The sequence below is a fragment of the Streptomyces sp. KLMMK genome (assembly GCF_036961605.1).
Classification (GTDB): domain Bacteria; phylum Actinomycetota; class Actinomycetes; order Streptomycetales; family Streptomycetaceae; genus Streptomyces; species Streptomyces telluris.
In genome coordinates this window covers 1-1,881 of the sequence record NZ_JBAMDC010000684.1, presented here as the reverse complement: position 1 = coordinate 1,881, position 1,881 = coordinate 1, and the positions used below count along the sequence as shown (strand labels likewise).

The following is a 1,881-nucleotide window of genomic DNA, read 5'->3' as shown; positions in this document are numbered from 1 at the left end:
TCCCCATGGCAACGCTTGAGATCAACGACCTGCACGTCTCCGTCGAGGCCGAGAACGGCCCGCGCGAGATCCTCAAGGGCGTCGACCTGACCGTGAAGCAGGGCGAGACCCACGCCATCATGGGCCCCAACGGCTCCGGCAAGTCGACCCTGGCGTACTCCCTCGCGGGTCACCCCAAGTACACGATCACCGGCGGCACCGTCACCCTCGACGGCGAGGACGTCCTGGAGATGTCCGTCGACGAGCGCGCCCGCGCCGGCGTCTTCCTCGCCATGCAGTACCCCGTCGAGGTGCCCGGCGTCTCGGTCTCCAACTTCCTGCGCACCTCCGCCACCGCCATCCGCGGCGAGGCCCCCAAGCTGCGCACCTGGGTGAAGGAGGTCAAGGAGGCCATGGAGCGCCTCAACATGGACCCCGCCTTCGCCGAGCGCAACGTCAACGAGGGCTTCTCCGGCGGTGAGAAGAAGCGCCACGAGATCCTCCAGCTCGAGCTCCTCAAGCCGAAGATCGCGATCCTCGACGAGACCGACTCCGGCCTGGACGTCGACGCCCTGCGCCAGGTCTCCGAGGGCGTCAACCGCGTCCGCGAGACCGGTGAGGTCGGCACCCTGCTGATCACGCACTACACGCGCATCCTGCGCTACATCAAGCCGGACTTCGTCCACGTCTTCTCGGGCGGCCGCATCGTCGAGTCCGGCGGCGCCGAGCTCGCCGACAAGCTCGAGGCCGAGGGCTACGAGGCCTACCAGACGAAGGGTGGCGTAACCGCGTGACCATACTGCCGGGCCTCCTCGACACCGAGGCGATTCGCAAGGACTTCCCCATCCTGGACCGCACGGTCCACGACGGTAAGAAGATCGTCTACCTGGACTCCGCGGCCACCTCCCAGAAGCCGCGCCAGGTGCTCGACGCGCTCAACGCGTACTACGAGCGGCACAACGCCAACGTCCACCGCGGCGTCTACACCATCGCCGAGGAGGCCACGGCGCTGTACGAGGGCGCGCGCGACAAGGTCGCCGCCTTCATCAACGCCCCCAGCCGCGACGAGGTGATCTTCACCAAGAACGCCTCCGAGTCGCTCAACCTCGTGGCCAACATGCTCGGCTGGGCCGACGAGCCCTACCGGGTCGACCACGACACCGAGATCGTCATCACCGAGATGGAGCACCACTCCAACATCGTTCCGTGGCAGCTGCTCTCGCAGCGCACCGGCGCGAAGCTGAAGTGGTTCGGCCTCACCGACGACGGCCGGCTCGACCTGTCCAACATCGACGAGATCATCACCGAGAAGACCAAGGTCGTCTCGTTCGTGCTGGTCTCCAACATCATGGGCACCGTCAACCCCGTCGAGACCATCGTCCGGCGCGCCCAGGAAGTCGGTGCGCTCGTCGTCATCGACGCCTCCCAGGCCGCCCCGCACATGGTGCTGGACGTCCAGGCCCTCCAGGCCGACTTCGTGGCCTTCACCGGCCACAAGATGTGCGGCCCGACGGGCATCGGTGTCCTGTGGGGCCGCCAGGAGCTGCTGGAGGACCTCCCGCCGTTCCTCGGCGGCGGCGAGATGATCGAGACCGTCTCGATGCACTCCTCCACCTACGCCCCCGCGCCGCACAAGTTCGAGGCCGGTACGCCCCCCATCGCCCAGGCCGTCGGCCTCGGCGCCGCGGTGGACTACCTGTCGGCGATCGGCATGGAGAACATCGCCCGGCACGAGCACGCCCTCACGCAGTACGCCGTGCGCCGCCTCCAGGAGGTGCCGGACCTGCGCATCATCGGCCCCACCACGGCCGAGGACCGCGGCGCCACGATCTCCTTCACACTCGGTGACATCCACCCCCACGACGTGGGCCAGGTCCTCGACGAGCAGGGCATCGCGGTGCG

2 protein-coding genes are annotated in these 1,881 nt (G+C 68.2%); both read left to right on the top strand.

Going from position 1 to position 1,881, the window contains the following annotated elements; all coding sequences use genetic code 11:
* The first annotated feature begins 5 nt into the window (after window positions 1-5).
* Window positions 6-773: a Fe-S cluster assembly ATPase SufC gene (gene sufC, locus V7793_RS37100; RefSeq protein WP_336014088.1), complete on the top strand. Its 768-nt coding sequence runs from the start codon at window positions 6-8 to the stop codon at window positions 771-773.
* A partial coding sequence (locus V7793_RS37095) for a cysteine desulfurase (protein WP_336014087.1) occupies window positions 770-1,881 on the top strand: 1,112 nt, incomplete at its 3' end. The genes sufC and V7793_RS37095, both read left to right, overlap by 4 nt.